Source organism: Actinocorallia sp. B10E7, assembly GCF_039871655.1.
In the GTDB taxonomy this organism is placed as follows: domain Bacteria; phylum Actinomycetota; class Actinomycetes; order Streptosporangiales; family Streptosporangiaceae; genus Actinocorallia.
In genome coordinates, this window is the sequence record NZ_JBDPLZ010000007.1 from 1 (window position 1) to 26,313 (window position 26,313).

23 protein-coding genes and 1 pseudogene are annotated in these 26,313 nt (G+C 69.4%); 11 read left to right on the forward strand and 13 right to left on the reverse strand.

From position 1 onward, the window contains the following. Positions 1-233 precede the first annotated feature (233 nt). A complete protein-coding gene (locus ABGB12_RS23760) occupies positions 234-1,037 on the forward strand; it encodes a helix-turn-helix transcriptional regulator (protein WP_347681512.1) in 804 nt (267 codons plus the stop codon). After that, complete coding sequence (locus tag ABGB12_RS23765; RefSeq protein WP_347681514.1) at positions 1,034-1,228, forward strand: DUF397 domain-containing protein; 195 nt, start codon at positions 1,034-1,036, stop codon at positions 1,226-1,228. The genes ABGB12_RS23760 and ABGB12_RS23765 overlap by 4 nt, the downstream gene beginning before the upstream one ends. A 191-nt stretch (positions 1,229-1,419) precedes the next feature. Here the strand turns inward: ABGB12_RS23765 and ABGB12_RS23770 are convergent. Next, positions 1,420-2,598 (reverse strand): annotated as a pseudogene (locus ABGB12_RS23770) (RNA-guided endonuclease TnpB family protein); the annotation flags it as partial. A 104-nt stretch (positions 2,599-2,702) separates the two neighbouring features. Between ABGB12_RS23770 and ABGB12_RS23775 the strand changes: the two are divergent. Further along, entirely contained in the window at positions 2,703-3,017 is a 315-nt protein-coding gene (locus ABGB12_RS23775) for a chorismate mutase (protein WP_347681516.1), read from the forward strand. A 34-nt stretch (positions 3,018-3,051) separates the two neighbouring features. Here the strand turns inward: ABGB12_RS23775 and ABGB12_RS23780 are convergent, their stop codons facing one another. Continuing rightward, the gene (locus ABGB12_RS23780) at positions 3,052-3,567 is read right to left on the reverse strand and encodes a DUF3592 domain-containing protein (protein ID WP_347681518.1); all 516 of its coding nucleotides are present in this window, start codon (positions 3,565-3,567) and stop codon (positions 3,052-3,054) included. Between the two features lie 257 nt (positions 3,568-3,824). On the opposite strand from ABGB12_RS23780, the gene ABGB12_RS23785 reads away from it, so the two are divergent. The 4 genes from ABGB12_RS23785 to ABGB12_RS23800 all read left to right on the forward strand — a co-directional run bounded on the left by ABGB12_RS23785 (position 3,825) and on the right by ABGB12_RS23800 (position 11,136). Beyond that, entirely contained in the window at positions 3,825-4,895 is a 1,071-nt protein-coding gene (locus ABGB12_RS23785; protein ID WP_347681520.1) for a lipase family protein, read from the forward strand. 189 nt (positions 4,896-5,084) lie between these two features. Next, positions 5,085-8,012, forward strand: a complete 2,928-nt coding sequence (locus tag ABGB12_RS23790) for a peroxidase family protein (RefSeq protein WP_347681522.1) — start codon at positions 5,085-5,087, stop codon at positions 8,010-8,012. A gap of 14 nt (positions 8,013-8,026) precedes the next feature. Beyond that, positions 8,027-9,403, forward strand: coding sequence for a hypothetical protein (locus tag ABGB12_RS23795; RefSeq protein ID WP_347681524.1), 1,377 nt, complete (start codon positions 8,027-8,029; stop codon positions 9,401-9,403). A 26-nt stretch (positions 9,404-9,429) separates the two neighbouring features. Next, positions 9,430-11,136 (forward strand): thiamine pyrophosphate-binding protein, encoded by a 1,707-nt coding sequence (locus tag ABGB12_RS23800; protein ID WP_347681526.1) that lies wholly within the window; start codon positions 9,430-9,432, stop codon positions 11,134-11,136. Between the two features lie 32 nt (positions 11,137-11,168). Here the strand turns inward: ABGB12_RS23800 and ABGB12_RS23805 are convergent, their stop codons facing one another. Beyond that, the gene (locus ABGB12_RS23805) at positions 11,169-11,948 is read right to left on the reverse strand and encodes a DUF2470 domain-containing protein (protein WP_347681528.1); all 780 of its coding nucleotides are present in this window, start codon (positions 11,946-11,948) and stop codon (positions 11,169-11,171) included. Between the two features lie 87 nt (positions 11,949-12,035). On the opposite strand from ABGB12_RS23805, the gene rpsD reads away from it, so the two are divergent. Both rpsD and ABGB12_RS23815 read left to right on the forward strand, forming a co-directional pair. After that, positions 12,036-12,644 carry a 30S ribosomal protein S4 gene (gene rpsD, locus ABGB12_RS23810; RefSeq protein ID WP_347681530.1) on the forward strand — a complete coding sequence of 203 codons (609 nt, stop codon included), beginning with the start codon at positions 12,036-12,038 and terminating at the stop codon, positions 12,642-12,644. A 30-nt stretch (positions 12,645-12,674) separates the two neighbouring features. Then, complete coding sequence (locus ABGB12_RS23815; RefSeq protein ID WP_347681532.1) at positions 12,675-14,477, forward strand: serine/threonine-protein kinase; 1,803 nt, start codon at positions 12,675-12,677, stop codon at positions 14,475-14,477. 3 nt (positions 14,478-14,480) lie between these two features. On the opposite strand, the gene ABGB12_RS23820 is transcribed toward ABGB12_RS23815, so the two are convergent. The 10 genes from ABGB12_RS23820 to ABGB12_RS23865 form a co-directional block, all read right to left on the reverse strand. Continuing rightward, positions 14,481-14,951 carry a MarR family transcriptional regulator gene (locus ABGB12_RS23820; RefSeq protein ID WP_347681534.1) on the reverse strand — a complete coding sequence of 157 codons (471 nt, stop codon included), beginning with the start codon at positions 14,949-14,951 and terminating at the stop codon, positions 14,481-14,483. 96 nt (positions 14,952-15,047) lie between these two features. Next, positions 15,048-15,902, reverse strand: a complete 855-nt coding sequence (locus ABGB12_RS23825; protein ID WP_347681536.1) for a hypothetical protein — start codon at positions 15,900-15,902, stop codon at positions 15,048-15,050. A gap of 19 nt (positions 15,903-15,921) precedes the next feature. Then, the gene (locus ABGB12_RS23830) at positions 15,922-17,247 is read right to left on the reverse strand and encodes an MlaD family protein (RefSeq protein WP_347681538.1); all 1,326 of its coding nucleotides are present in this window, start codon (positions 17,245-17,247) and stop codon (positions 15,922-15,924) included. Continuing rightward, positions 17,244-18,257, reverse strand: coding sequence for an MCE family protein (locus ABGB12_RS23835; protein ID WP_347681540.1), 1,014 nt, complete (start codon positions 18,255-18,257; stop codon positions 17,244-17,246). Before ABGB12_RS23835 ends, ABGB12_RS23830 begins: the two co-directional genes overlap by 4 nt. Continuing rightward, positions 18,258-19,277 (reverse strand): MlaD family protein, encoded by a 1,020-nt coding sequence (locus ABGB12_RS23840; protein ID WP_347681542.1) that lies wholly within the window; start codon positions 19,275-19,277, stop codon positions 18,258-18,260. Beyond that, positions 19,274-20,332: an MlaD family protein gene (locus ABGB12_RS23845; RefSeq protein ID WP_347681544.1), complete on the reverse strand. Its 1,059-nt coding sequence runs from the start codon at positions 20,330-20,332 to the stop codon at positions 19,274-19,276. Before ABGB12_RS23845 ends, ABGB12_RS23840 begins: the two co-directional genes overlap by 4 nt. Then, entirely contained in the window at positions 20,332-21,429 is a 1,098-nt protein-coding gene (locus tag ABGB12_RS23850; RefSeq protein WP_347681546.1) for an MlaD family protein, read from the reverse strand. The genes ABGB12_RS23845 and ABGB12_RS23850 overlap by 1 nt, the downstream gene beginning before the upstream one ends. Continuing rightward, positions 21,429-22,505, reverse strand: a complete 1,077-nt coding sequence (locus ABGB12_RS23855) for an MlaD family protein (protein WP_347681548.1) — start codon at positions 22,503-22,505, stop codon at positions 21,429-21,431. Before ABGB12_RS23855 ends, ABGB12_RS23850 begins: the two co-directional genes overlap by 1 nt. Next, a complete protein-coding gene (locus ABGB12_RS23860; RefSeq protein WP_347681550.1) occupies positions 22,502-23,356 on the reverse strand; it encodes an ABC transporter permease in 855 nt (284 codons plus the stop codon). The genes ABGB12_RS23855 and ABGB12_RS23860 overlap by 4 nt, the downstream gene beginning before the upstream one ends. 19 nt (positions 23,357-23,375) lie before the next feature. Then, entirely contained in the window at positions 23,376-24,179 is an 804-nt protein-coding gene (locus tag ABGB12_RS23865) for an ABC transporter permease (protein ID WP_347681552.1), read from the reverse strand. A 226-nt stretch (positions 24,180-24,405) separates the two neighbouring features. Between ABGB12_RS23865 and ABGB12_RS23870 the strand changes: the two genes are divergently transcribed. Both ABGB12_RS23870 and ABGB12_RS23875 read left to right on the forward strand, forming a co-directional pair. After that, positions 24,406-25,599: a M20 family metallopeptidase gene (locus ABGB12_RS23870; RefSeq protein ID WP_347681554.1), complete on the forward strand. Its 1,194-nt coding sequence runs from the start codon at positions 24,406-24,408 to the stop codon at positions 25,597-25,599. Positions 25,600-25,652: 53 nt separating this feature from the next. Beyond that, a complete protein-coding gene (locus tag ABGB12_RS23875) occupies positions 25,653-26,309 on the forward strand; it encodes a lytic transglycosylase domain-containing protein (RefSeq protein ID WP_347681556.1) in 657 nt (218 codons plus the stop codon). Positions 26,310-26,313 lie beyond the last annotated feature (4 nt).

A 26,313-nucleotide genomic window follows, 5' to 3' on the forward strand; every position in this document is an offset into this window, starting at 1 on the left:
CCGCTGGGCCGCCATCGACCAGATGAGCCGCCGCATCGCCCGCGGCCGCCCCGCCACCCGCACCGGACCAAGGCCCCTGGAATACACCCGGTAGACCTCAACGATCAGCTCTAAAACACGCACTGAGTCACCGGCCATCTTGTGTCGACGCGACTACGCTTGGCGACGAAATTGAATCCACAGTCGCCGTCCGGCCTACACAACGCGATGTGTCAGGTCGGGGAGGGTGTTCCATGGCTGCTCCTCCACCCGAAGAATCAGCGCGGGCGTTCTTCGCCTTTCACCTCAAACGGCTGCGTGAGCAGCGGAAGCTCTCTCAGGTGAGTCTGGGCAAAGCGGTGCACGCCTCCCCCAGCCTGATCAGCAGCATCGAGAACTGCACCCGAACGCCGAGCCTGAGCATCACCAAGGCCTTGGACCGGTTTCTCGGGGTACCGCAGTTCTTCGAGGCCCTTCACCCTCGAATCATCGAGGAGACGGGGCTCCCCGTAGGGTTCGCCGAACTCACTGATGCAGAGGGCGAAGCGAGCACGATCAAGCTGTACGAGAACTTCGTCGTCACCGGCTTGTTCCAGATCGAGGAGTACGCACGGGCGGTACTCCAAGCCGCCGAACGGCCGGACAAGCTGGAGTTCCTCGTCGCCGCCCGAATGGAGCGGAAAGAACTGCTCTGCAGAGAAGAAGCCCCCATGATCATCGCCCTTTTGGACGAATTCGCCGTCCGTCGGCTGTTCGGAGACCAAGAGGTGATGGCAAAGCAGTACCTCCACCTTCTCCATCTCGCCCAGGAACCCAGAATCGCCCTGCACATCGTTCCTGCGGACTCCGGGCTCTGCCCTGAAGGCGCCTTCAAAATCCTGCACTTTCCAGAGAGCCCGGCCATCGGCTACGCGGAAAGCGTGGGCGGCCAAGGACATCTCATCGAGACGCGGCGGCATGTCGCGCATCTCGATGTGCTGTTCGAGATGATCCGCAATAAGGCCTTGTCGGGCATAGACTCCGAACGAATGGTCCGTGATCTCTTGGAGGCTCTATGAGAAGCACCGACTTCACCACTGCCGTCTGGCGTAAGAGCACCCACAGCGGCGGTGACTCCGGTCAGTGTGTGGAGGTCGCTGCCCTTCCCGGCGTCGTCGGCATTCGCGACAGCAAGAACACCCACCGTCCCGCGCTGACCGTGAGCCCCCGGGCTTTCGGTCGCCTTCTCCACGAGATCAAGACCCCTTGATCCCCGGCTGAGGCGGCCCGACGCGGGACGCCTCAGCCGCAATCCCTCACAGAGTCCTTCCTACAAGGGAGGTGGCGGCGATGACGCCCATTAGCGATGCCGGAAATTCGCTTGCGCGGGCGTGCCATCCTCTCGGCTTGGCTTCCTCCACTGCCCTGAAGGGCGGGGATTCCTTCCCTCGCGGGTCGGTGTTCCTGCTTCGCCGCCGGTTGCCCGCCGGGTTTGCGCCCTTGAGGTCTTACACCGGCTCCACAGGCGTTTCAGCTCTCCGCCAGCCCGGCGGCGAGAAGGTTCCTGGCCGCGTTGACGTCCCGGTCGTGGCAGGCCCCGCACCGGGTGCAGGTCCACTCCCGAACGTTCAGCGGCATCTTCGCCGCCCGGTGGCCACAGGCGGAGCACAGCTGGGAGGAGGGGAACCAGCGGTCCACCACGATCAGGGTGCGCCCGTACCAGTCGGCCTTGTACTCCAGCATGCCCCGCAGCTCCCGCCACGCCGCGTCCGAGATCGCGCGGGCCAGCGCGTGGTTCTTGACCAGGTTGCGGACGGTGAGGTCCTCGATCACGACCGTTTGGTTCTCACGGACGAGCCGAGTGCTCAGCTTGTGCAGGAAATCCCGCCTGCGGTCGGTGATCCGGGCGTGGACGCGGGCGACCCGCAGGCGGGCCTTCTCCCGGTTCCGGCTGCCCTTGGCCTTGCGGGACAACTCCCGCTGGGCCCGGGCCAGCCGGCGGCGGTCCCGGCGCTCATGCCGGGGATTGGTGACCTTCTCCCCGGTGGAGAGCACCACCAGGGACGTGATCCCGGCGTCCACGCCCACCGACTGCTCCACGGGGCCGAGGCGGGCGATGCGGTCCTCGCACAGCAGGGACACGAACCAGCGCCCGGCCGCGTCCCGCGACACCGTCACCGTGGACGGCTTCGCACCCTCGGGAAGAGGACGCGACCACACGATGTCCAGCGGGCCGTCCATCTTCGCCAGGGTCAGCCGCCCGTCGCGGAACGTGAAGGCGGAGCGGGTGTACTCGGCGGACGCGCGGGACCTCTTCTTGGACTTGAACGTCGGGTACTTCGCTCGCTTGTCCCAGAAGTTCACGAACCCGGCCTGCAGATGCCGCAACGCCTGCTGCAGCGGCACCGACGACACCTCGCCCAGGAAGGCGAGCTCCTCGGTGCGCTTCCACCGGGTGAGCATCGCCGAGGACTCCACGTAGGAGACCCGGCGGCCCTCGTTGCGGTAGGCGCGGGTGCGTTCCTCCAGCGCCCGGTTGTAGACCAGACGGACACAGCCGAACGTGCGCGACAGCTCCGCCGCCTGCGCCTCCGTCGGATAGAAGCGGTACCGATACGCCCGCTTCACCTGCCGCCCCATGCCCCGCACTTTACCAAGAGAACCGATGAGAACACGCACAGTGAAGGGAGGGAGCGGCGTTTCCTCCCCCGCCTGAAGGCCGGGGCCTCCACGCCGCAAACCCGATGACCGAACCGACGTCTCTTTCCGAAGTCCGCTCCCGCATCGACGGCATCGACGCCGAACTCGTCCGGCTGCTGGCCGACCGCCAGGGGCTCGTACGAGCGGCCGCCGCCTTCAAGCGGGACGAGCAGGCCGTCCGCGCCCCCGACCGCGTGGAACGGGTGATCTCCTCGGTGCGTGCCCGCGCCGCTGAGGCCGGCCTTTCCCCCGAGGTCGCCGAGGCCGTGTGGCGGGCGATGATCGGCGCTTTCATCGAGCTGGAGCTGCGGGAGCACGCGCGAATCGAGGAGGACGCCTCACTACGGGAAGACGCCTAGGGAGTCGTGCCTCTCGGTCGTCCGTCCGCCGCTCCTACTCCTCGAGAAAGTCGGGTGGGCAGTCGATCTCTTCGCCTTGCTCGTCAGAACACCGCACCGTTCCGGAATCGCCGTCGTCCTGCCACGGGTCCGCGAAGTCGGCGAATTCCACGAAGATCCCGAAGCCGATGGCGGCGATGACCAGTCCGACGGCCACCGAACCGAGCCCGGACAGGGGGGACGATCCTCCGTCGATCTCCGCAGCGGTCGGATCGGCCGGGTCGTAGAGAACCTCGACCTCCTTGCCGACTCCGTGGCCGGACGTCTGCCTCGATTCCGCGGTGACCTGGCGGCCTTCCAGCGTGGTGAAGGTCAGGACCGGCCGCGGGCTCGCCCGCAGGTGCCGGCCCGAACCGGAGAACCGGTTCTGGACGTCGGTGACGGTGCCGGGGACCCGCTGAGCCCTCCTCCTCCAAGCACGGTCCCGTATCTCCCCGCGCACCGCGGCCACCACGACGGCGAATCCGATGACGACGAAGACCAGCGGAAAATAGCCAAGGAAAGTAGGCACCTAGGCAAATTACCTGAGCCACCTCATCCCAAAAGATGTCAGCCGACACCTCGACGTGAGGGGAGCATCGGGCCGGAGGGCGCGGGGCTCCAACGGCTCGTGGCCGAACACCGGAGCCGATCGGACGATCGCCCCTGCGGAGGTCTCCTCGGTGCTCGCCCTTCCGGGAAATGCGCGGCACCCATGTCCGGGCCGGGCGGGTCGGTCCGGTGTTCTCCCAGGTGAGCGGGGGAGGATGAGGGTCGGAGGTGTCGAGGGTGGGGGAACTTCACGGGTGGGAGGCGCAGGCTCCGGGCTACCCGGAGATGCGGCCCTTCGGGTCATGGGAGACACCGGGCTTCCCGGTGTACAAGAGGCTGGAGGAGCGGCTGCGCTTCACCGAGAGCCATCCGGATCCGGTGGTCGCCCATGTCATGGCCGTCTGCTCGGCCTACGCGTACGCGGGGCCCGACACGGTTTCGATGATCATGGCAAGGCTGGGGCTGAGGGACAACAAGTGCCGGATGGTCGCGATGTCGGTGGACGCGATGTTCCTCCGCTCGACCGCGTTCATCGTGCAGAGCCACAGCGGGCGGGTCGCGATCCTGTGCTACCGGGGCACGGAGCCGGCGAACCTCATCAACTGGATGGTGAACCTCGACTTCGAGCCCGAACGGACGAGCTACCAGTTCGGGGATCCGTGCAACACGGTGCACGGGGGGTTCTACCGGAACACGCGGGCCACACGCTATGAGGTCATGAACACCCTGAAGAACATGCAGCACCTGGAGGCGCTCTACATCACCGGCCACAGTCTGGGCGGGGCCATGGCCGGGCTGATGGGGGTCATGATCAGGCATGAGGAGAATTACCGTACGGCGCTCTTCAAGCGGCTCAAGGCCGTCTACACCTTCGGGCAGCCGATGATCGGTGATCCGGGATTCGCCGGGAAGTGCCAGCAGAACGACTTCCTCCGAAAGCGCGTCATCCGCTATATCCACGACCGCGACATCGTTCCCCGGCTCCCGCCCTCGGCTTCAGGGGACTACCGCCACTTCGGGCGGGAGTACGAGTACCGCATACCTCGCCTCCGCCACCTGCTGCCGGGGCCGACGGCCCCGGTCGGCGGCGAGTGCGGCCCTCCGCCGGGAGCGTGGCGGGAGAACACCGTCCCCACAGGCCAGGCGTGGGGCCTTCCCGCCATCGCACTGGCCGGCGTGGCGTTCGTCGCGGGCAAGTTCCGCTGGACCCGTGCCCTGCCCGCCGTCTATTCGATCGACGACCACTTTCCCCGCCACTACGTCACGGCACTCACCCCCGAAGGCGTGCAGAACGAATACGGCGACTGATTCCCCGGCGAATCCAGATCCCGGTACACGACTCCTTAAAAACACGCTTCTCCCGATTGCCCGGTCTCTTCCTAGATTTTGTTCTTTCCCCAGGGTGCTGGAAGAACGGGCGGGAATTCTTCTATCTGGCGTTCCACCCGGCGATCGCCGGGTCTCCAGAGACAACGGGTGGCACCGGTAGGAGAGTCGATGCACGAGACCGAACAGCGGGTGCGCCCTGCCCGCGAGACGACCACGGCGCCCGCCGCGCCCAGGGCCGCGGAGCGGTACGAGCGTTACGCGGGCGGCAGCCCCGAGTTCGAGCGCAGGCTCTTCGAGCGGCTCGCGCGCGACCTCATGATGGTCCAGCTGAAGGTCAAGAAGCGGAGCGGCGCGCGTTCCGTCGACCGGGCCTTCCATGCCAAGGGGCTCCTCGGCGTGGAGAACGCCAGGCTGCGCTTCCGTCCCGACCTTCCCGAGGAGTTGCGGGTCGGCTTCGCCCAGCCCGGCGCCGACTACCCGGTCATCGCGCGGTTCTCCAACGCCAGCGGGCTCCGCCAGCCGGACTCCGAACCCGACCTGCGCGGTGTGGCCCTGCGGGTCCAGGCGGGCCGGGAGGAGACCCACGACCTCCTCATGACCAACCACCCGGTCTCCCATGCCAAGAACGCCGTCGAGTTCGTGGCGTTCGCCCAGGCCATGGCGGGCGCCGACACCACCCCGCGCAAGGCGTTCGGGCTGTTCGTCAAGCTTCCCCGGAAGGTCGGCTGGTCCACCGCCGCGCGGATGCGGCGCAACATCAGGGCGGGCACCCGCCGCGAGGTGCGCAGCCTGGCGCTGGAGAAGTACTGGAGCCGCGGCGCGATGCTCTGGGGCGAGGCCGGGCCGGTGCGCTTCCACCTGCGGCCCGCGCCGGGCACGGCCCAGGCGCCTCCCCCGTCCAAGAGCGACCCCGACTACCTGAGCCACGAGATGGCCGCACGCCTGTCCAGGGGGGACGTCGTCTTCGAACTGTGCGTCCAGCGGTACCGGGACCCCAGGCACACGCCCGTCGAGAACGGGGCCGCCGCCTGGAAGGAGAAGCACGCGCCTTCCATCCCGGTCGCGACGCTGACCATCCCGCGCCAGAACACCGGCACCGCCATGGCCCGAGCCGCCGCCCTGCGCGTCGACAAGCTCGCCTTCGACCCGTGGAACACCACGGCCGACTTCCGTCCCCTCGGCAACATCAACCGCGCCCGCAAGGCCGTGTACGAGGCCGGCAGCGCCCACCGGCGGGGCTACCGCTTCATCACCCCCGTCCCCCGGCGCAACGTCCTCGTCGTCAAGGCCGTGAGCCTGAAGTTCCGCGCCGTCAACAGGTTCGTCCCGTGGCACCGGCTGCCCACCCGGCTGGGTCTGCTCAATCTCGTCGCCTTCCGGGAGCGGATGCGCCGCCGCAACCTCATCGACACCGAGGTCCGCGAGGCACCGCCGACGCCCCGCCTGATGCCCCCGCTCATCGACGAAGAACTGCTCGTGCGGCGCAGCTTCGACGGCACCTACAACGACCTGTCCGAACCGGTGATGGGCTCCCTCGGCACGGCCTTCGGACGCAACATGCGTCCCGTCTACCGGCCCGAGCTGGCCAACGTCCCCAACCCCGTGACCGTCAGCAGGCAGCTGCTGCAGCGCCGGGAGTTCATCCCGGCCCGCACCCTCAACCTGCTGGCCGCCTCATGGATCCAGTTCCAGGTGCACGACTGGGTCAACCACCAGCGCTACCCCGTCGGCACCAAGAGCGTCGAGGTCCCGATGCCGCCCGGCATGACGTGGGCCAACGTCCCGGGAGGGCGTCCCGAGCGGGTGATGCGCTTCGCCGAGAACCACGGCGTCACCACCGCCGCCGGCGACCCGCCGATCCTGTTCGCCAACACCGCCTCCCACTGGTGGGACGGCTCGGAGGTCTACGGAGCCGACGAGACCGTCGCCAGGTCCCTGCGCGAGCCCGACGGCGGCGCAGACCTGCACCTGGAGGAGGGCCACTTGCCGGTCGGCCCCGACGGCGTTCCGCTCACCGGCTTCCGGGAGAACTGGTGGCTGGGCGTCAGCCTCATGCACACGCTCTTCGCCCGCGAGCACAACACGGTGTGCGAGGCGCTGCGCGCCGAGTACCCGCGCATGGACGAGGAGCGGGTCTACCACACGGCGAGGCTCATCATCTCCGCGCTCATCGCCAAGATCCACACCGTGGAGTGGACCCCGGCGATCCTCGCCACCGAGATGCTCGACATCGGCATGCACGCCAACTGGCAGGGGCCGCCCCGCAACTGGCTGACCCGGCTGGGCCTGTGGCTGGCCGACCAGCACGCGCTCACCGGCATCCCCGGGACGCTGCCCGACCACCACGGCGTGCCGTACTCGCTCACCGAGGAGTTCGTCACCGTCTACCGGATGCACCCGCTGATCCCCGACGACTACGAGTTCGCCGACCACCGCTCCGGACGGCCCCTGGGATCCGTGGGGTTCGACGACCTGCAGGGCGCCGCCTCGGAGACCCTCCTGCGCCAGACGGGCCTGGCGAGCGCGCTCTACTCGTTCGGCATCGCCCATCCGGGCGCGATCACCTTGTACAACTACCCGAGGTCGCTGCAGCGGCTGGAGCGGGACGGGGAGATCATCGACCTGTCGGTGGTCGACCTCGTGCGCACCCGCCGGCGCGGCGTGCCCCGCTACAACGACTTCCTCTCCGGCCTGAACAAGCCGCGCATCCGCCGGTTCGAGGACCTCAGCTCCGACCCGGAGACGGTGGCGCGGCTCAAGGACGTCTACCGGAGGGTCGACGAGATCGACACGATGGTCGGCATGTTCGCCGAGAACCCCCCGGAGGGGTTCGGCTTCAGCGACACGGCCTTCCGCGTCTTCCTCCTCATGGCCACCCGGCGGCTCCAGAGCGACCGGTTCCTGACCGTCGACTTCAGGCCCGAGATCTACACGCCGCTCGGCATGGACTGGATCGACCGCAACGGCATGAAGAGCGTGCTGCTCCGGCACTGCCCGGAACTGGCGTCCTTCCTGCCCAGGGAGGCGAGCGCCTTCGCGCCCTGGCGGCCGACGCTGCCCGAGGAGCCCGCGGCCGGCGGTCCCAAGTTCTCCTGAACTGGAGGGTGAGCATGTCCGTGAAGTGGGAGATCCGGCATCGGGGACTGGAGGAACTCCTGTCCCGGCCGCTGCTGGAGAGCATCTGGAAGCGGCGCACCCACCGGGTGAGCCGGGGCGCGAACGTCCCGGCGGGCTCGATGGGCTACCGCTCGCCGCACCGGCCGATGCCGCTGGACGACCTGGAGGAGGCGGTGCTCATCGCGCTCACCGGCTGCTCCGGGCTGACCATGCCGGACCGGCCGTTCCAGGACCCGCGCGACGGCAAGCCGATCATGGCCAAGCCCAACCTCACCATGGCGGGGCGGACCGCGGGCAGCCCCGACAACGCGCAGGGCACCCACTTCTTCATGATCAACGACGCGGGCACCTACTACCTGCGGAAGCTTCCGCCCGCGCCGGACCTGCCGTTCACCGCCGACACCCTGCTGGAACGGGCGCGGCAGGCCAAGGTGAAGATCCTGGACCGCCGGCTGGACGTCCCCGAGGGCATGCGGGACTTCCCCGCCTACCTGGACTCCAACCGGTTCCTGTCCAACCTTCCGGGCAGCACGGTCTTCCTGCCGGTCGTGGACCTGTCGCACCAGTACATCAACGCGCTGATGTACCTGCTGACCCAGCCGGACGGCGCCCGGCCCGTCTTCGTCGACGACCGGAACCTCTACCGCCCCGCCGGGGTGCGCAAATGGATCCGGAACGGCTTCCTGAACCAGGACATCAAGGTCCCGCTCGGGGCGCTCGGCGCGATGCGCACCCAGATCGAGGCCGACCTGCTGCTGCAGAACCTCATGCTGGCGGCCGACGCGATGGGCCTGGGCGCCTGGATCCACGCCACGATCCATCCGCTGATCATGCTGGGGGATCCCAGGTTCTCCCGGAAGTACGGCCGCATGCTGGGTTTCGACTTCGTCACCCCGCGCTGGCGGCCGGCGGACCTCCTGCGCTGGCACGTCCCGCTGCCGAAGTACGCCTCGCTGCGCTCCCACCCGGTCGGGCTCCGCTTCCGCGGCGAACACCTCATCAAGGCCGCCTGCCCGCCCAACCACCCGTCCATGGCCGAGGCCGTGGACGCCGTCGTACGCGAGAAGTTCGGTCCCGGCGGCGTCTACTCCGATCCCGAGGTCTTCTCCCGCATCTACAAGGGCGACTACGGGCGGCGCTACCTGGCCGAGGCCAGCGAGTACGACCCCCGCGTCATCGCCTGCGCGAAAGACGTCTGCGTCTACATCCACCAGACCCACGGCCGCTTCCCGGCCCACACCGAGGCCGTCCACGTCCCCGGAGTCTGGCTCCAGACCCACCACGTCGAGACGGAGTACTACGAGCGCTTCTTCACCAGCGGCATGACCGACGCCCACGAACGCCACGCCGCCCAGTGGCACGCCATTTGACCGTCACCGGAACGGAGAGCAGCGCCATGAAGGTTTACGAGGCCATCGTCAAGGGGCTCGAGGACATCGGAGTGGGAGCCGCCTTCGGCGGGGCGGGGGAGAACGCCTCCGGGCTGATGCTGGCGCTCGAGGACTCCGAGCGGATCCGGCCGGTCATCACCAGGCACGAGCAGGCCGCCTCGTTCATGGCGTGCGGGTACGCGATGTACAGCGGGAACCTGGGATTCTGCTTCGCCACGTCGGGGCCCGGGGCGTTCAACCTGTTCTCCGGCCTGGCCATGGCGCTGGCCGACTCCACTCCCGTCCTCGCCGTGTCGGGGTACGCCAACCGGAGGTGGCAGGGGTGGGGCTCGCTGAACGAGACGTCGGGAATGAGCGGGACACCCGACTCGCAGGCGATGTTCGCGGCGACGACCAAGAAGTCCTACCTGCTCGGCGACGCCGCGGACACCTTCGACGTGCTCGAGGAGGCCGTCAACATCGCGTTCGAGGGGCGGCCGGGACCGGTGCACATCCATGTCCCGGGGGATCTGAGCGAGCGGGGCGTGGAGGTCTCCGGCATCCGGCCCGTCCGGCTCGACGTCGCGCCCGTCCTGCCCGACCCGGTGCGGGTGGAGGAGATCGCCACCGTGCTGGCCCAGGCCGTGGCCCGGCGCGAGCGCGTCGTGGTCCTCGCCGGGTTCGGCGCCGTCCGCAGCGGGGCCGGCGCCGAGGTGAAGCGGCTGGTCGAACGTTTCCAGTTCCCGCTGCTGACCACCCTGGACGGCAAGGGCATCATCTCGGAGGGGCATCCGCTGTCGCTGGGCGTCTTCGCCGACAGCGGCCACGCGAGCGCGTGGAAGGCCTTCCGGGATGCCGACGTCGTGCTGTGCGTCGGCAACTCGCTCAACCAGCACGCCACGTTCGACTACCGCGAGGACCTCTTCGACGGCAAGCTGCTCATCCACATCAACATCTCGGAGACCGAGTTCCACAAGGCCTACAAGCCGGACCACGCCCTGCTGTCCGACGCCCGCCCGGCGGTGGCGGCGCTCGTCGAGGCGCTGGAGCGCAAGGTCGGCGAGGTCCCGCCCGCCGAGGTCCGCGGCAGGGACTGGGAGGCCCGGCGCATCGTGCACCTCACCGGCCAGATCCATCCGGGCGAGCTGGCGCAGGCGATCGGCCGCATGCTGCCGCCCCGCGCGATCCTCCTGGCCGACGCCGGCGCGCACGCCCCCTGGCTCGGCTACTACGTGGAGCTGGAGGAGGGCCAGAACTTCCGCAAGTCGGGCTCGTTCGGCGCGATGGCCGGCCATGTCAACGGCGCCATCGGCGCTAAGATCGCCCACCCGGACCGGACCGTCGTCGTCGGCTGCGGCGACGGCTGCTACGCGATGTCCGGTTTCGAGCTGATGACCGCCGTCGAACACCGGATCCCCGTCATCTGGGTCGTCTTCAACGACGGCGAGTTCAAGCTCATCAAGCTCCACCAGCTCTCCACCTACGGGAAGTCGGCCCTGACGGACTTCCAGAACCCCGACTTCGCCGCCTACGCCCGCCTCTGCGGCGCCGACGGCCACAGCGTCCGCACCCTGGAGGAGTTCGAGGACGCCTTCCGCTCCGCCCTGTCCTCGGGCCGTCCCACCGTCATCGACGCCCACATCACCCGCTGGGCCGTCCCCCACTACAGCCCCTCCCCCGAAGGCGTCATCGCGGGCCTCGTCGAGGCCGTCGAAGACCGTCTCCGAGGCTGAGGAGAAGCGGTTCCCCGCCCGGCCGGGCGGGGTCAGGCGGCGGGGTGGCGGGCCGTGTGGAAGAGGCGGTGGTAGGCGCGGCGGAGCGAGGCCATGTCCGTCGCGGCTTCGGGGAAGCCGAAGCGCAGGTCGAAGGGCGGAGGGGTGGAGGCGCCGGGAGCCGAGCAGCGGACCCGCAGGCCGAAGCGGTCCAGGCCCACGGCCCGGACGGAGGGCATGGGGGTGATGTCGCCGAGCCGGTGCCGGAGCAGCGACTGGAGTTCGTCCCGGTGGTGGGAGTCCAGGTGGGAGACGAGGCCGGGCTCCATCGCGACGAACGGGTCGGGGGACGCCTCCGCGTAGTCCTCCGGTTCGATGATGGATTCGCCCCACATGTCCTCCAAGTGCACTTCGGCGACCTCCAGGGACAGGATCGTCCACTCCGGTTCCTCTCCCGACACGGGGACGCGCACCCCGATGTCGAGCAGGTCGGGGCGGGGGTGCAGGCGGGAGATGCGGACGGCGGCCTCGCGCCGGGACTCCACCGGGACCTCGGTCACCCAGCCGTGCAGCCAGGCCGTGCCGCGCATCCGGTCGGGCAGCGGCGTCGGCGCCAGGTCCGTGATCTGCAGGGTGACGGGCAGGTCGCGGGCGTGCTCCAGGCTCCGCACCACCTGGGAGGAGCGGGGCATGAGCAGCAGCGGGGAGCCGTCGGGGCCCGTCGCGTGCGCGGCGACGAGCTCCTCGGGCAGGTCGAGTGCGGTCAGCGAGCCGCCGGCGACGCCGTAGGCGAGGGTGCGTGCCCGCTCCGCGGGTCCAGGTCTGCGGGTCACCATCGGCTCCTTCTGAGGCAGGACAGGACGGGAGTGAATTAGGTTAGGCTAGCCTTACTTAGGCATACCTCATCACAAAGGAGCGACATGAACAACCCCCGGCCGAAGGCGAAGCTCTCCCGCGCGCTCGGCATCCCGCTCACGCCCAAGTGCGTGAAGTACTTCGAGGCCCGCCCCTACCCTCCGGGCGTGCACGGCCGGGGCCGCAAGAAGGACTCCCCCTACAAGGCGCAACTCCTGGAGAAGCAGCGCCTGCGCGCGCAGTACAACATCCGCGAGGCGCAGCTCCGCCTGGCCTTCGACCGGGCGCGCAAGGTGGACGGCAAGACCGGCGAGGCACTGCTGGTCGACCTCGAGCGGCGACTGGACGCCCTGGTGCTGCGCGCCGGCTTCGCCCGGACCATCTACCAGGCCCGCCAGTTCGTCGTGCACCGCCACATCCTGGTCAACGGCAGGCGCGTGGACCGCCCCTCCTACCGGCTGCGGCCGGGCGACTTCATCTCCGTCGCCGAGAAGAGCCGCGCGCTGCTCCCCTTCCAGACCGCCGCGCAGGGCGGCTACACCCCCGCGGTTCCGGCGCCCTATCTGGACGTGCGGACCGAGGCGCTGCTCGCCCGGCTGGAGCGGCTGCCCGAGCGGCGGGAGATCCCGGTCGTCTGCGACGAGCAGCAGGTCGTGGAGTTCTACAGCCGTTGAGGGACCGCAACGACCACAGAGTCCCCCTTCATGTGCTTATGTACTGGTGTGGAGCATGGGAAGGCCCGTCTGATCGCGGGACGCTATCGACTTCTGGCCCTGCTGGGCGAAGGAAGCATGGGAGCCGCATGGCGCGCCCACGACGAGTACATGCGCCGTGACGTGGCGCTGAAGCAGCTTCGCCTGCCCGCCGCCGCCGCGCACCAGCGCGGGGTGCTGGTCGCCCGCATGGAACGCGAGGCCCGCGCCGCCGGAAGGCTGCGCCACCCCGGCATCATCACGGTCTACGACCAGTTCCGGGACGAGGAGGACCTCCCCTGGATCGTCATGGACCTGGTGCCCGGCCCGTCCCTGGCCGGGGTGCTGGAGTCCGCCGGGCCCGTCTCCCCCGAGGAGGCGGGCCGGATCGGCGCGCACGTCGCCGGGGCCCTGGCCGTCGCGCACCGCGAGGGCGTCGTCCACCGCGACATCAAGCCCGGCAACATCCTCCTGGACGAGGGCCAGGCGATCCTCACCGACTTCGGCATCGCCACCCTCGATGACGCCTCCGCCGTGCTGACCGCCACCGGCATGATCGTGGGCACCCCCGCCTACCTCGCGCCCGAGCAGATCAGGGGCGAGGGCGCCACCCCCGCCTCCGACCTGTGGTCGCTGGGCGCCACCCTCTACACCGCCGTGGAGGGCCGCGCCCCCTTCCAGGCCCCCAACACCGCGGCCCTGCTCTTCGCCATCAGCCGGGCCGAACCCGAACCGCCGCGCAACGCCGGGCCGCTGGCCTCCGTGCTGCAGGCCCTGATGAACCCCGACCCGGCCGCCCGCCCCACCGCCCAGGAGGCCGCCGCGCTGCTGAGCGCCACGCCCTCCCCCGCCTCTTCTCCGACCGTGTTCCGCGCCCCCTCCGCGGCCTCCGTCGCCCCCACCGCCCACTGCGTCCTGGCCCCCGAGCCGTCCGGGCCTCCGCTGGAAGGCCACACCAACGGGATCCGGGCCGTGGCGTTCAGTCCGAACGGGCGGCTGCTGGCCAGCGGCGACAGCGACGGCACGATGTGCCTGTGGGACGTGGAGCGCCGCGGCCCCGCCGCCCCTCCCGTCTTCAGCCGCTCCGGTGTGATCGACGCGGTCGCCTTCAGCCCCGACGGGCGGCTCCTGGCCAGCAGCGGCGACGACGCGGTGCGCCTGTGGGACGCCTCGACCCTCGCCCCCGCCGCCGATCCCCTCCGCGGCCACACCCATGCGATCCGCTCGGTGGCCTTCAGCCCCGACGGGCGGCTGCTGGCCAGCGGCGGCACCGACGGGACCGTCCGCGTGTGGGACCTGACCAGCCCCACCCCCGTCTCGGTGTTCCGGCACTCCGGCTGGGTCCTGTCGGTGGCGTTCAGCCCCGACGGACGGCTCCTGGCCGCGGGCAGCAGCGAGGGCGTCATCCGGCTGTGGGACATGACCGCCCACGCCCCCTTCGGCCTCCCCCTCCACGACCACGAGGGCTCGGTCGCCTGCGTGGCGTTCAGCCCCGACGGGCGGCTGCTCGCCGGCTGCGGCAGCGACCGGACCGTCCGGCTGTGGGACGCCTCGACCCTCGCGTCCGTCGGCAGGCCGCTGCGCGACCACGACGGCTGGCTCCTGTCCCTGGCGTTCAGCCCCGACGGGCGGCTCCTGGCCGGAGGCGGCGAGGCGGGAACGGTCCTGCTGTGGGACATGGCGACCCGCACCCCGCTGGAGCACTCCCTGAACACCCGCGACGGCTCGGTCGAGGCCCTGGCCTTCAGCCCCGACGGCTCCCTGCTGGCCACCGGCGGCAGCGGGCAGTCCCTCCTGCTGTGGGGGATCTCCTGACGCCTACCCCAGGGAGGGCAGTTCCCTGCGGCCCCTGGCCTCCAGCAGGAGCAGGGAGTCCTTCAGCACGGCCCGCTGCCCGTCGCTGAGCGGCCCGGAGAAGAACTCCCGCAGCACCTCGCTGTGCACGAGCATGGCGCGGTGCAGCGTCTCGCGCCCGCGGTCGGTGAGGGAGGCGTGCTGGACCCTGCGGTCGGTGGGAGAGGTCTCGCGGACGAGCAGCCCGGCCTTCTCCATCCGGTTGGCCAGGCGGGTCATGCCGCCACTGGTGAGGATCATCTCCTGGGCCAGATGGCTCATCGACCGGCAGCCGTCGTTCAGCCGCAGCAGCACCTCGAACATGACGTGGGTGACGCCCACGCGCCGCTCCAGCGCCCGGCCCACGATGCGTTCCAGGCGGGTCGTCGCGCTCAGCAACAGCCCGAACTCCCGGACCAGCTGCTCGTCCGGGATGCGCTCCGAGTCGGCGTCCACCGTGGTCCCACTTTCTGTCCACCCGGGTCCCGCCCTATGGAAAAACCCCCGGACAAGAAGGTATCCGGGGGTTTCGCCGAGCGGAATCGAAAGCCGTCAGTTCTTCTCGTCCTTCTCCGTCTTCTTCGTCTCCGACGGGGAGGGCGAGGTAGCCCCGCTCGGAACGGCGCCCGTGGCCGCGTTCGAGGCGTTCTCGCTCCCCGCCGGGACCATCGAGCTGATCATCCACTCGCCGTCCCGCTTGATCAGGCCGAGGGTCAGGTGGCTCTTGCTGATCGTCTGGGGCTCGCTCAGCGCGGAGGACTCGCCCCGCAGGTCGAACACCAGGACGGCGCTCGCCAGGTTCCCGTCGACCGAACCGACGTAGACGGCGTAGGTGGTGGACTCCAGCTTGGTCTTCTGCGACTTCAGCTGCTCGCGGAGGGCGCCCAGGTCCACCTTCTTGCGCTCCTCGAGCGCGTCGCCGACCAGATAGGTCATCGCCTTCTTGTTGGCGCTCTCGACGTCGTCATACGAGTAGGTGGCCATCACGTTGCCGAAGGCCGTGATGCGGGCGATGAGCTCCTTGCGCTCTCCCGCGGCGCCGGCCGCCGACCGCCACTGGAACAGGGCGAACCCGGCGAGCAGCGCCAGGACGACGACCGCGGCCGTCAGCAGGGTGGTGGTCCTGCCGCCCCCGGCGGACGGCACCGCCGGAAGCCTCGCCTTCGCGGGCTTCTCCCGGACCGGCTTCGCCGCCGGCTCCGGCTCGCCTTCCGCCCCGACGCCGTCCTCGGCCTTGAGGAGGGTGACCGCCGCTTCGTCCTTCTTCCCGGAATCCTCAGAGCCCTTGGGGTCCTCGGCGCCCTCGGCCCGTTCCGCGGTCGTCTCGTCGAGCTCCTCGTCGTCGAGGATCTCGATCACCCGGACGCGTCGTGCGGGCTTCTTGTCCGGCCCAGTGGTGGTGCTCACTCAGTTCTCCTCGGGGTGTTCACCGGCGACGGCGCCGAGCCCAGGCCAGGGCGGGGACAGAACGTACCGCAACTCCCGCCAGCACCAAAAGTGCCAGGACCGGAGGAAGGTAGACCAGCCAGGCGGGCGGTCCTCCGGCTTCCTCCGCGGAGACGGGACGGGCGACGACCGGGCTCGCCGTGCCCGCGGGCGAGACGGCGGGCGCCGCGACCCGCTCGTCCGTACGGCCCTCCCCGCCGTCGTCCCGACGGTCCGCGTTCCGGGCGGGCAGCGCGCGGAACGGGTCGGCGCCGTTGGAGCAGGCGGGGACGTCCCGGGCCGTGGGCTGCGCCCGCGGCGTCTTGAAGTCCTTGGGCGCCTCGCTCTTGGTCGCGATGATCGCCGCCAGGTTGATCGCCTTCTGGTCGCCGACGCCGGTCGGCTTGATGATGTCGTCGAGCGCGACGATCAGCTGGTCGGCCATGCCGAGCGCGCTCTCCAGATCCCGCAGGTTCTGCCGCGTGCCCAGCGGCCCCAGGGTCCCGGCGCCCAGCGCGTCGATGCCGCAGCCGAGGATCGTGTCGGTCCGCCCGACGAAGTCGGCCAGCCGGGAGGTGTATCCGGGCGCGCGCTTCGTCAGCTCCCGGATCTCGGCGCGCAGGTCGGCCAGCGGCCCGACGATCGCCGCGGAGTCGTCGATGGTGTTGCCCAGCGCGTCCTTGTGGCCGGCCAGGGAACGGGTCAGCCGCGAGAGGTCCTCGGTGAGCCCGTCGATCAGCTCGGTCCGCTCGGCGAAGGTCGAGGTGAGCTCGTCGCCGCCGTCGATGATCTGGCGCAGCGAGTCCTCACGGCCCTCGAAGCCCTTGGCCAGCTCGCTCCACAGGAGCTTCGTGGCCTCGGGGTCGACCGCGTCGAGCCCTTCGATCACCTTGGAGAACAGGTCGCCGTAGGACACCGGGACCGAGGTGTTCTCCTTGGGGATCAGCCCGCCGGGCCGCATCGGCTCCGACAGGTCGGCCCCCGGCAGCGGGGACAGGTCGACGTACGGCTCGCCGACCGCCGACTTGCGCCCGGCCGCCGCCTTGAGCGCCGCCGGGAGTTTCACCCCGCGGTCGATGGCCAGCTCGGTCACCACCTTGCGGCCCTTGTCGTCCAGCCGGATCGACTTGATCTTGCCGACGCTGACGCCGAGGTAGGCGACCTCGAAGTCCTCGTGCAGCCCCGGGGAGGAGACGAACTCCGCGCGGATCGTGTAAGGCCGGTCCACGAAGTCGAACCTGACGACGTTCTGCACGGCCCAGAACGCCATCACGATCGACAGGACCGCGAACACCGCCACGTTGATGAGGATGCGCCGACCGTTCACCGCCCGCCCTCCTGCTGGATGATCTGGTCGAGGAACGGGAAGAGCAGGCTGGACGGGTCGTCCTTGGAGGCGTCGTTGCGGAAGCCGGCCCGGATCGAGCCGAACAGCAGCAGCTGCCCGTCGTAGACGACCTTCGGCACGACCTCCTGGAACTCCGCCAGGCTGGCCACCAGCCGGTTCAGCTGCCCGGTGCTGGAGCCGATCGTCTCCAGCGTCGGGTCGAGCCGCTCGATCAGCGTCCGCATCTTCTCGGCCCGCCCGACGAACACCTTGTCGTTGAGCTCCTTCGCGGTGGCCGTCAGCCTGTCGACCGTCTTGATGATCTTCTCTTTGTTGTCGTTGATCAGACCGATGGTCCGCTCGACGTCACCGGACGCGAACGTGTCCTCGTGCTTCTCCAGCATCCGGCCGAGCTTGGCGAGCCGGTCGACGGCGTCGCCGAGCTCCTCGCGCTGCCCGGCGAAGAGCGACACCAGGTCACCGGACTTGGCGACCATGTCGTTGAGCTTGTCGCCCTGGCCGTCCAGGGCCGTCGCGCCCTCGTTGAGCAGGGTCGCGACGTCGTCGCCGCTGATCGCCCTGAGGATCTCGCCGGCGCTGCCGGCCACCTGCTCGAACTGCGGGGCGACGCTGGTCCGCTCGATCCGGGCGCCGTCCTTCAGGTAGGGGCCGCGCGTCATGTCGCCGCCCTCGGGAAGGGTGAGCTTGATGTAGTTCTCACCCAGCAGCGAGGTCTGCGCGACCTCCGCCGCCGTGCCCGCCGGGATCCGGTACTCGTCCTCGACCGAGATGGTGACCTCGGACTCGTAGCCGACCAGCCGCACGTCGGTGACGCTGCCGATCTGGATGTCGCTCATCTGCACGCTGTGCCCGGCGACGAGGTTCTGCGAGTCGCCGAACCGGGCGACCAGGGTCAGTTTCCCGGTCGGCGCACCGAGCGTCGAAGGGGTGCAGGCGCTGGAGGCCCCGACCGCCGTCACCAGGGCCAGCAGCGGGAGAAGCCGTCTCATCTATTCCTCCCACTCGCAGTTGGCGAACACGGGCTGGGGCAGGATGCACTCGCTCCCGTCCGAGATGCCGAGCTCGCGCGCCAGGTTGCGCAGCGTCGGGTCGAGCGACACCTTCAGCGTGGCGGTGTGCGACTTGGGGTCCCAGGTGTCCAGGAAGGCCTTGGCGACCTTGGGCAGCGAGTCGACCAGCTTCTCCAACTCCCCGCTGTTGCCCTTCAGCACCAGGGTGACCTGGGTGAGGACGCGCAGGTCGTCCACCAGCGTGCCCTCGTACTTCTGCAGCAGGACGTCGCCGCTGCGCACCAGCCGCACCAGCGACTTCACCAGCTTCTCGATCTCGTCGCGCTCCTGGGCGAACACGGAGGTGGCCGCGGAGAGCTGCTCGATCATGTCGCCGAGCACGTCCTCCTTGCCCTGCACCACGTCCGACAGGACCGAGAGGTTCTCGGCCAGCTCGGCCAGGGAGTCGGCCTGCCCGCCGAGGGTCTCGGTGAGCCGCCCGCTCTCCTGCAGCACCTGGTTGAAGACCTCCCCGTTGCCCTCGAAAGACTCGGCGGCGTTGCGGGTGGCCTTCCTGGCCTGCATCGGGTCGATGGCGTCGAGCACCTTGGTGAAGGAGGCGAGCGCCTCGTCCGTCTCGATCGGCAGGGTGGTGTCCTTCTGCTCGATGACGTGCCGGGACGGCGCCTTGGGCCCGCCGGTGTAGGCGGGGTAGAGCACCAGGTTGCGCTCGCCGACGAGGTTCAGCGGCACGATGGAGGCCTTGACCTCGGCGGGCAGCGGGACGTCCCCGTCCACGGTCGCCTCGACCCTGACCTTGTCGGCCATGATCTCGACCTTCTCGACGGTGCCGACGTCGATGCCCATCACCTTGACGTTCGAGCCGGCGTAGAAGCTGGTCGCCCGGTCGAAGTAGACGGTCAGGCGGGTCTGCCCCGAGTCGTCCAGAACCGAGCAGCCCGCCGCCGGGACCAGCGCCGCGGCCAGGCCGAGGACCGCCAGTTTCGTTCGGGAGATCACGGCCGCGCCTCCGGGGGAAGGATCGTCTTGGTGGGCTGGAGCACGCCCAGGCCCGTCGCGATGAACGCGAGGTTGCCGGTGTCCCCCGCGTTGGCCAGCCCCTCGAAGGACGGGCCGAGCAGGGCCAGGGTGGTGTTCAGGTTGCCGATGTTCGGCTCCAGCCGCTCGGTGATGGTGTGGAGGTTGGCCAGCAGGTCGTCGAGCTCCTTGCCGCGCTTGTCCACCACGTCCGCCAGCGCCGTGACGGTCCGGCTGTTGCCGCCGAGCGCGTCGGCCAGTTCGCCCTTGTGCGCGGCGAGCGTCTTCAGCAGGGTCCGCGAGGCCTCGATCAGCCGGGTGAGGTCGGCGTTCTTGGTGGCCAGCGTGCCGGTCAGCTTGTTGGCGTCGGCGATGAGCTGCTGGAACTGCGGGCTCTTCTCGTTCAGCGCGGCGTTCAGCGTGCTGATGTTGGTGAGCAGCTTGTTGAGGTTCTTCTGCGACGGGAGGGTGAGCTTCTCGGTCTCCTTCAGGACCTTGGTGAGCGACTCCATGTCGAGCGTTCCGAGGTCGCCCGTCGACTTGTTGAGGGCGTCCACGACCGTGTAGGGGGTGCTGGTGCGCTCCTTGGGGATGCGCCGCTTCTCCTCCGGCAGGTCCTCCAGGTAGGGCTTCTGCACCGGCCCGGTGAGCTTGAGGAACCGGCCGCCGAGCAGGTTGGACAGCTGCACGTCGGCCCGGGTCCGCGGACCGAGCTCCACTCCGCTGTTCATGCGGATGGTGACGACGACATAGCCCTTCTGGAAGTTCGGGTCGATGCCGGAGACCGACCCGACCTTCACCCCGGCCAGGCGGACGTCGTCCCTCGTCTGGAGCCCGCCCGTCTCGGTGAACACGGCGGTCACGTCGTAGCCGCCGCGGAACAGGCCGAGCTGCCCGTACAAGAAGGCGAAGGCGAGCATGGCCGTACCGACCGCCATCGAGACGAGCGCCACGACCTTCCGGTCGAGATCGCGCAGGGAGACCAGGCGCGGCCGTCCGCCGCGCACGGTCACCAGGCGGGAGAGGGTGTTCTTCATCAGTCGCCTCCCTGTCCCGAGAGCTGCCCGAGCAGGTTCCGGAGCGTGGCCGTGCCGTCGCGCCGCTCCTGGTCGGTGGTCTTGTTCTGCGGTCCGGGCAGCCGCATCGGGGTCGGGCAGGAGCCCTGGACGACGTTGAGGCACATCGCGTTGACCCGCAGGTAGTGGCCGCCGTTGATGATGCTGAACAGGGAGCGCAGCGCCGGCGGCAGGCCCTGGACGACCTTTTCCAGCTGTTCGACGTCGTCCGCCGCGGCCTGGGCGAACCTGTCGAGGTTGAAGATCGCGCGGTCCAGCTCCCGCTGGTTGCCGCTGATCACCTTGTCCAGGGTCCGGCTGACCTGGGCCAGCTCGCCGCTGGCCGAGCCGAGCAGGTCGGTGTTGCCGGCGAACGCCTCGCTGATGGCCACCAGGTCGTCGATGACCTGCTCGATCTGCCCGTCCCGCCGGACCGCCACGTTGGTCAGGCTGGAGTAGCTGTCCAGGATCGAGGTGAGCTGGTCCTTGCGGTCGGCGAACGTCTGGACGACGTTCTGCAGGTTGACCGTCATCAGGTTGATGTTCTGGGTGTTGCCCTCCAGCATCCGGGCGACCGCCTGGAGGATCTTGTTGAGCTGGGCGGGGTCGAGGTTGCGGGTGAGCGGACCGAGGGTGTTGACGATCTCGCCGAGGTCGACCACGGCCTTGGTGGACTCGATCCGCGAGCCGTCCTTCAGCCACCGGCCGGCCTGCGTGCTCCCCGGCACCAGGTAGATCATCCGCTGGCCCATGAGGTTGCGCCAGCGGATCTCGGCGGTGCTGGTGTCGGGCAGCTTCACCTCGCGGTCGACCAGCATGGTGACCTCGGCCCTGCCGCGCACCACCTTCACCTCGGTCACCTTGCCGACGGGAGCGCCGGACACCTTGACCAGGTCGTTGGAGACCAGCCCGCCGACGTCGTCGAAGCTGGCGCGCAGCTCGTACCGCTCGTTGAAACTGCTGCCGACGATCAACGCGCCGATGTAGTAGGTCAGAAGGAGGCTGACGACCGTGAAGGCGACCACCTTGACCAGGACGACCGGGGTGGGCCCGTGGCGTCCGATAGTGCCGCGCGCCATCAGCCGTTCCCCTTCTTCTTCGTCTTCTTCTTCGGGTCGTCCTTGTCGGTGTAGGTCCACTCCGGCGGGCACAGGTCGGGCAGCTCGTCGCACAGGTTGAGCGAGACGTACAGGTTCGTGTTGCCCAGCAGGGTTCCTTCGGGACCGGGCACCTGCATGATCGCGGCCAGCCCGCCGAAGAGGCTGCTGATCCCGTTGATCAGGCTGACCAGCTGCGGCTGCCGGGAGTACAGGCTGTTGTTGAGCAGCGAGCCCTTGTCGATCAGCAGGGCGAGGTCGTCGCCGTTGTTCTTGAGCGTGCCGGAGAGCGCGTCGGCCAGGACCACGGCGTTGTCCAGGGTCTTCTCGAAGCCCTCGGGGTCCTCGACGAGGGTCTTGTTGAGGGTGTCGGCGTCGTCCAGCAGCCGGTCGATCGTCTCGGTCCGGCTCCCGAACACCTCGGCCAGGGCCGTCGCGTCCTTCAGCGCCCGCGAGGTGCCCTTGCGGTTGCGGTACAGGAGGTCGAGCACCTTCTGCCCGTTGTCGGTGGTCCGGCGGAGCTTCTCCCCGTTGCCGCGCAGCGCCTCGGCGAGGGTGTGCACCACCGTGGAGACGTCGTCGGGGTCGATCGCCTCGGTGAGGTCGGCGATGGAACGTCCGGTGTCGGCGAGCTCGGCGGGGTCGACGGTCCTGGTGATGGTGGCCTCCGACTTCAGGAAGGGGCCGACGCCCTCGCCCGGGCCGAGGTCCAGGGTGATGTCCTTGGGCCCGAAGACCGAGGTCGGCTCGACCCCGGCCGAGACCGTGGCGGGCACCCGGATGTCCTCGTCGACCCGGAACCGCACCCGGGCCCGGCCCTTGGCGTCCAGGGCCACCGAGACCACGGAGCCGACGGTCATGCCGCGGACCTTGACCTTCGACTGCCCGTCCAGGCCCTGCCCGGCTCGGTTGAAGGTGGCGTTGAAGTAGTGCGACGGCGGGTCGGACGGGGTGGCGGCGACCACCGCGGCGACGGTGAGCGCGGCCGCGATCCCGCCTCCGAGGAGCGCGAACCTCGTCTTGGACGCCTTGGAAAGGGAGAGGTCTGAGCTGCTCATCCGGTGATGCTCACCGTCCCTCCGTTGCCCCAGAAGATGTAGGACAGAAGCAGGTTCACCAGGACGATCGCCACTCCGGACTCGCGGATCGCGTTGCCCGCGGCGATGCCCACGCCGACCGGGCCGCCGCTGGCGTAGTAGCCGCGGTAGCAGTGGATGAACATGATGATGAACGCGAAGGAGACCACCTTCAGGACGCTGTAGAAGACGTCCTGGGGCGGCAGGTAGATGTGGAAGTAGTAGTCGTAGACGCCTTCGGACATCCCGAAGAACTGCACCGAGATGAACTTGGTCGCGAAGAAGCTGGAGAACAGCGCCAGCAGGTACAGCGGGACCAGCGCGACGACGGTCGCGATGATGCGGGTGCAGACCAGGTAGGCGATGGAGTTGATGCCCATCACCTCCAGGGCGTCGATCTCCTCGCTGATGCGCATCGCGCCGATCTCGGCTGTGCAGGCGCTGCCGACCTGGGAGACGAGCGCGATGCCGGTGATGACCGGCCCCATCTCCCGGATCGTGGAGAAGCTGGAGACCAGTCCGGTGAAGGACTCGACGCCGATGCGCTCCAGGGACGGGTAGCCCTGGACGCCGACGAGCGCGCCGGTGAGGAACGACATCGCGAAGATGACGAACACCATGCCGCCGCCGATGAAGAGGGCGTTGACACCGATGGTCATGTCGCTCATGTGGCGCACGACGGCCTTGCCGTACTTACGGCGAATGATCAGATCGACCACCAGGTGGTAGACGACCCTGCCCAGGAAGATGGGCAGATTCGCCGCCTCCGGCAGCCGCTTTACCCGATTCTGGACGACTTCGCCCAGTTTGCGCCCGGGAAGGATGGCAGCCAAGGGGGGATTCCTCGCAGTTTCAGAACTTGGGGGGGACGAGGACGGTGTAGAGCGTCTCGATGGTGTAGTTCAGGGCGAAGACCAGCAGGGAGGTCGCGACGGTCGCCCGGGTGACCGCGCGCCCCACGCCGGCCGGCCCGTACTCGCAGTTCATGCCCATCATGCAGGCGACGGCCGCGGCGGTGAGCCCGAACATCCACGCCTTGAACAGGGTGACGAGCAGGTCGGAGATCTGCAGCAGCGCGGCGGCCCCGTCGAAGTACGCCCCGGGGGTGACGCCCTGCTGGATCACGTTGAAGTAGAACCCGCCCGCGGTCCCCGACAGGATCACCATGGAGCACAGCAGGACGCTGACGATGCTCGCGGCCCACAGGCGGGGGGTGACCAGCCGGTGGGTCGGGTTGATGCCCATGACCTCCAGCGCCGACAGCTCGTCGCGGATCCGCCGGGCTCCCATGTCGGAGGTCATGGCGCTGCCGCCGGAGCCGGCGATCAGCAGGGCCGCGGCCAGCGGCGCGACCTGGCGCACCATGCCCGCGACGACCAGCGCGCCGGTGCTGGACTGGGCGCCGATCTGGCGCGCGATGTCACCGACCTGCAGCGAGATCGTCGCGCCGAGCGGGATCGCGATGAGCAGCAGCGGCACGGTGGTGACCCGGATCATGAACCAGCACTGCTCGATGAACTCGCCCCACCAGGTCCGGACGTCCCAGGAGCGCCGCAACCCTTCGAGGAGGGTGACGAACAGCTCGCCGATCTCGTCCAGGAGCTTGCCGGCCTGCCGGAGCACGAGTTCGGGTCCCCGTTGAAGCAACAGAGCCATCACTGGAACCCTTCATTACCAAGAGCGACTTACACCACAGAGGGCGACCTAGGTCACATATCGCGGATGAGGGGACTCTACTGGCATCCGGTCCAACGCGGGAATACTTGTTTCCAGATTTGGTGAGAACAACCGATCCGCCCGTTGTCACTGGTGAGCGTGCACGAATTGAACATGAAACATACTCACAATTGCTCCCCCGGGTACTGGGGGGTTGGATCGTGTCGTGAACCACACCCTCGCCGAAGCCGCCGCCCTCCAGGACGACCTCCAGGACCTCCGGCGCGACATCCACACCGAGCCCGAACTCGGCCTGCACCTGCCCGCGACCCAGGACAAGGTGCTGCGCTCCCTGGAAGGGCTCCCCCTGGAGGTCACCACCGGCAGGGCGCTCTCCTCGGTGACCGCCGTCCTGCGCGGCGGCTCCCCCGGCCCCACCGTGCTGCTGCGCGCCGACATGGACGCCCTGCCGCTCGACGAGCACACCGGGGTCGAGTTCCGCTCCCGCCGCACCGGGGCCATGCACGCCTGCGGCCACGACCTGCACACCGCGATGCTGGTCGGCGCGGCACGGCTGCTGTCACGGCGCGAGGACCTGCCCGGCAGCGTCATCTTCATGTTCCAGCCGGGCGAGGAGGGTTACGCCGGCGCCCGGATGATGATCGACGAAGGGGTGCTGGAGGCGACCTGGCAGAAACCGGTGGCCGCCTACGCGCTCCATGTGTCGTCGTCGCTCCTGCCGTCCGGGTTCGTGCTGTGCAAGGGCGGGCCCATCATGGCCGCGGCCGACACCGTCACGGTCACGGTGCGCGGCAAGGGCGGCCACTCGTCCATGCCCTACACCACCCGCGACCCCATCCCCGCGGCGTGCGCGATGGTCACCGCCCTCCAGACGTTCGTCACGCGTTCCTTCGACGTCTTCGACCCCGTCGTCGTGACGGTCGGCAGCTTCCACGCCGGGGACGCGCCGAACGTCATCCCCCACGACGCGATGTTCACCGCGACCATCCGCTCCTTCTCCACCGAGTCGCAGAAGAAGGTGCAGACGGGCCTGCGCCGGGTCGTCGAGGGCGTCGCGGCGGCCCACGACGTGTCGGTGGACGTCGAATACCGCGTCGACTACCCGGTGACGGTCAACGACCCCGGCGAGGCGGAGTTCCTCGGCGACGCCGTCCGCGACCTGCTCGGCGAGCACCAGTACCTGAACGTGGCCCAGCCCGTCTCGGCCTCCGAGGACTTCTCCTTCATCCTGGCCGACGTGCCCGGCGCGATGGCGGTGCTCGGCGCGTGCCCGCCCGGCCGGGACCCGCTGACCGCTCCCGGCAACCACTCCGCGGAGGCCGAGTTCGACGACTCGGTGCTGGCCCGGGGCAGCGCGCTGTACGCCGAACTGGCCCTGCGCAGACTCGTCCGCGGGTGATTTTCCGCTCCGGCGGTTCCGTGGACACACCGCAGGAGGCATCCTTCTTGTCCATGCAGAAGTCCCCCTTCCGCCGCGCCCTCGGCAGCATCGCCACCGTTCTGATCGTGATGCTCGGTCTCGGCGCCGCCGTGCTGTACGTCGACGTCGGAGAGTCCGACCCTCCCGTCATCGCCGAGACCGGCGACCTCTCGGCGGCCGAGGCCCTCCAGCTGGTGCAGCAGTCCAACATGCAGCCGCTGGAGCCGGTGGTCGCCGACGCCATCGCCGCGGCCAAGCGCCGCGCGTTCCTCAAGGAGAAGGCGGCCAAGGAGAAGGCCCGACGCAAGGCCGCCTGGTACAAGAAGCACAAGAAGGAGATCGACGCCAAGCTCGCCGCGGAGAAGCTGGCCAAGATGCCCAACCCGAGCTCCGCGGAGAACAAGGAGACCGGCCGCAAGCTCAACGCGGCCCGCGGCTGGGAGAACTGCTGGCCGGCCCTGCTCACCCTCTGGGAGCACGAGAGCAACTGGAACGAGCGCGCCGACAACCCCTGGAGTGACGCCTACGGCATCCCGCAGGCCCTCCCCGGCTCCAAGATGGCCTCGGCGGGCCCGAACTGGGAGACCAACGCCACCACCCAGATGTTGTGGGGGCTCTCCTACATCCAGGCCCGCTACAAGGACCCGTGCGGCGCCTGGTCGTTCTGGCAGCGCAACAACTGGTACTGACCCC